This is a genomic window from Micromonospora sp. NPDC049580, assembly GCF_040675595.1.
Lineage (GTDB): Bacteria > Actinomycetota > Actinomycetes > Mycobacteriales > Micromonosporaceae > Micromonospora.
In genome coordinates, this window is sequence record NZ_JBFAPG010000571.1 from 1 (window position 1) to 3,617 (window position 3,617).

At 75.1% G+C, this 3,617-nt stretch carries 3 protein-coding genes and 1 pseudogene; all 4 read right to left on the reverse strand.

The window, feature by feature from the left end:
• Positions 1-885: cytochrome c biogenesis CcdA family protein (locus AB0J68_RS29240; protein WP_363941753.1), on the reverse strand; the 885-nt coding region annotated here is incomplete at its 3' end.
• Complete coding sequence (locus AB0J68_RS29245; RefSeq protein ID WP_363941756.1) at positions 882-1,505, reverse strand: thioredoxin-like domain-containing protein; 624 nt, start codon at positions 1,503-1,505, stop codon at positions 882-884. The genes AB0J68_RS29240 and AB0J68_RS29245, both read right to left, overlap by 4 nt.
• A 41-nt stretch (positions 1,506-1,546) precedes the next feature.
• A complete protein-coding gene (locus AB0J68_RS29250; protein WP_354856244.1) occupies positions 1,547-3,010 on the reverse strand; it encodes an NADH-ubiquinone oxidoreductase-F iron-sulfur binding region domain-containing protein in 1,464 nt (487 codons plus the stop codon).
• A pseudogene (locus AB0J68_RS29255) lies at positions 3,010-3,617 on the reverse strand (hypothetical protein); the annotation flags it as partial. The gene AB0J68_RS29250 and the pseudogene AB0J68_RS29255, both read right to left, overlap by 1 nt.

Consider the following 3,617-nt stretch of genomic DNA (forward strand, 5'->3'; position numbering starts at 1 on the left):
AAGTTGTTGCCGCGACACGCCGAGGCGGCGGGCAATAACTTCATGATCGACGCTGGGAGAGCGGCGGCGCCTGAGCAGGAGGGCTGCCAGAAGGAGTGCTGCCAGGGCGGCCAGGAGTGGTGCCGGGCCTAGCGTGTCGACGGTGTTCGACAGGGTTTGCTGGAACTGTGTTGCCGCTCGGATGATCGGGTCGCGCAGGGCGTCGCGGCGGCCGGCGGCCAGCCGCAGCTCGTACCAGCCGTACCAGGCGACGTACCCGCCCGCGAGCAGCAGCACCAGGCCACTGAGCCGGGGCACCAGCGCGCCGGCGACGCGCAGCCGGGCCACCAGACCGTCGCGCAGCAGCGCCACACCGAGCGCGGCGACCGCGACCACCAGACCCATCCCGAGGGCGTACGCGCCGAACAGGGCCAGCCCGCGGCCGGTCGAGCCGGCCTGGAGGCTGGTCACCACGATGGCGAGAAACGGTGCGATGGCGCAGCCGAGCGACGCCAGCGCGTACACCGCGCCGAACAGCGCCATCGACGGCCAGGACCTGGTCAGCCGGGGCGCCCGCGCGGTCCACCCGGGCGCGGGCAGCCGTCGACCGGCGAGCAGCCAGCAGCCGGCCACCACCAGTAGCAGTCCGAGCGCCACGGTCAGCCACGGCAGCCGGGGACGCAGCCAGCCGGCCAGCGGCGCGAGCGCCAGGCCGAAGGCGCCGAAGACCACCACGTACCCCAGGGTGAGCCCGGCCGCCGCGGTGAGCGCGCGGCCGACCGCGCCGCGGGCGTCCGACGCTCCGGCGACCAACAGCGAGAGGTACGCGGGCAGCAACGCGAAGCCGCACGGGTTGACCGCGCCGAGCATGCCGGCGGTCAGCGCGAGCAGCAGCGGGGCGGTCACGCCCCGGCCAGGGCGGCGACCCGGGCGCTGAGCGCCTCACCGTCCAGGAAACCCTGGTGGACGACCTTGCCGTCCCGGTCGATGATCACAAAGATGCTCTGCTCGGTCACCTTGAACCGCTTCCAGAGCACGCCCTTGCGGTCGTCGATCTGCGCCGTGTCGCCGAGGTCGAACTCGCTGACGAAGTTCTTCATGTCCCGCTGCTCGCCGAGCCCGGCGACGCCGACGATCGGCACGGTGTCCCGGTACTTCGGCGCGATCTCGGCCACCGTCCACGCCTGGCTGGCGCAGGTGGCGCACCACGGCGCCCAGAACCAGAGCACCACCGGCCGGCCGGCCAGTCGCGTCGCGTCGAACGCGCTGCCGGTGAGGGTGGTCCCGCTGAAGCGCAGGACGTCCGGGACCTGGACCGGGGCCGGCGCGGCCGACGGCGAGCCGGTCGCGGAGGCAGCCGGGGTGGCCGGGGAGCTGGCCGGGGCCGGCGCGGTCCCGGCGGCGGCAGCGTCGGGCGGCACCGTGCCGGTGCAGGACGCCGTGGCGAGCAGGGTGGCGACGAGCGCCCCCACGATGGCGGCGCGGCGCGGGTACGCCGCCGCTGTCCGCCCGATCGGCTTGCGCATCCGCAGCTCCGTTCGACAGGTGTGGTGGTCAGTGCCTTTCCCTACTCGGCCTTGGCGAGGCGCAGGGCGAGTTCCGGGCAGACCTTGACGGCCTTCAGGGCGCCCTCGCGCAGCCAGGTCGGCACGGGAGTGGTCGGGAACGCCGGATAGCCGTTGCCGTCCAGCCGGATGAAGTCCGGCACCACATGCGCGCAGAGGCCGTGCCCGTCGCAGCGGGACCAGTCCAGGGTGAGCATCTGCGGATTGGGGTCGGGCGCGCCGGGCAGCCCCATGACGCCCTTGACCCGCCGGCCGCAGCCGTCGCCGGTGCTGTGCAGCCGCAGGTCCTCGGCGAAGACCTCGATCGCGGAGAGGGCGAACCGGGCCGTGCCGTCCGGGTGGCTGCACGCGCCGCGGCCCTTGACGTCGCCGGCGGCGGCCCGCACCACGTCGGCCGGTTGGCTGCCGGCCACGGCCAGGTCGACCGCGCGGGCCAGGTCCGGCAGGCCCATCTTGCACGGGCCGCACTGGCCGGCGGACTCGCCGGCCAGGTAGCGCACCACCTGGGCGGCCTCGCCGAGCGGGCAGGTGTCGACGCCGATCGGGATGATGATGCCGGCGCCGAGGGTGCCGCCGACCGCGGCCAGGCCCTTGCGGGAGACCTCGGCCTTCTCCGCCGCCTCCGGGGTGATCCACTTGCCGTGGTAGCCGCCCATCAGGATGCCCTGGACGTCCGGGACCTCGCACAGGTCGAGAACGTCGCGCAGCGGCATGCCGGCCGTGCACTCCACCACCGCCGGCCGGGCCGCCGCGCCGGTCACGGTGAGCAGCACGGTGCCCGGCTCGTCGTCGGTGCCGAGCGCCGCGTACTCGTACGGGCCGAGTCGTGCGCCGACGGCGAGCTGGGCGTACGTCTCGGCGTTGGACAGCAGGGTGGGCAGGCCGCCGACGCCGGAGTCGCTGGAGCGCTTCTTGGTGCCCGGAGGGATGTGCGGCAGCCCGTTGATGCCGTTGACCAGCGCGCCGCCCTCGCCGGAGATGAACCGGTGCGGCACGGTGACGATGGTGGTCCGCACCGGCATCCGGCGCTCTGCGAGGGCCTCCATCAGCGAGTCCCGGCCGACACCGTCGTCGGCCACGCCGAGAACGATCTCCTCGGCGTCCAGCGCGTACGCGGCCAGCGCCGCGCCGTCGAGGATCAGGTGCGGGGCGCGGGTGAGCAGCACCTTGTCCTTCCAGCTGGCCGGCTCCCCCTCGCTGGCGTTGACGACCACCACCGCGGCGAGGTCCTGCCGCTCGCAGGATTCCAGCACCGCGCGCAGCTTGCGGGCGAACGGGAAGCCCGCCCCGCCCTTGCCCTTGAGCTGCATGCCCTCGACGAGCCGGAGCAACTGCGCCGGCTCCATCGGGCCGATCGGCCCGTGCACCTCCTCGTGCGCGGCCAGGTCGAGCCGGCCGAACTCGGCGAAGCCGGCGGTCAGCCGAGGCTCACCGACGCAGGCCACCGGTGGCACGGTCGTGCGCATCACTTCGCCTCACCCCGCAGCCCGGCCCAGTACGCCCCGTCCACGGCGTCCGCGCTGGCCTTGCGGCGCTTGGCGGACCGGCCCTCGCCGGCGGCCCGCCGGGCTCGCCGCGACGCCAGGTCGACAAGGGTCGGGGTGTCGTCGACGGGCGGCGGCACCTCCTCGGGCACGTACCGCGCCGGCGGGCGCCAGTAGTCCGGCTCCTCCGGCAGATCGTCCTCGACGCTGTGCCGGCCGCTGCCGCTGCGCGGCGCCGCCGAGATCGGACCACCCGAGATCGGGCCGGCCGAGATCGGCTCGGCGGAGACCGGGCCGGCGGAGATCGGCTCGGCGGCCTGCCAGCGGCGCGGGCTGTCCCACGGCTCCTCCGGCTCCTCGACGGCCCGTCGGGGCGGCGCCGAGTAACGGGTGCCCTCGTCCTCGGAGCGGGACCGGCGGCTGCTCTGCTCGGCGGCCGGCTCCTCGGCGCGACGGCGCCGGGTCGGGGCGGTCTCCTCGTCACGGGTACGCGACGCGCGCCGCCGGGTCACCGGCTCCAACTCCTCCTCGTCGCGAAGACGGGTGCCGGTCTCCTCGACGCTGCGCCGGCTCGACCGGCGGGTCGTGG

Bases quoted from the DNA above. Each gene is read 5' to 3' on its own strand.
- AB0J68_RS29245 (WP_363941756.1), bottom strand. From the start codon at position 1,505: ATGCGCAAGCCGATCGGGCGGACAGCGGCGGCGTACCCGCGCCGCGCC.
- AB0J68_RS29250 (WP_354856244.1), bottom strand. From the start codon at position 3,010: ATGCGCACGACCGTGCCACCGGTGGCCTGCGTCGGTGAGCCTCGGCTG.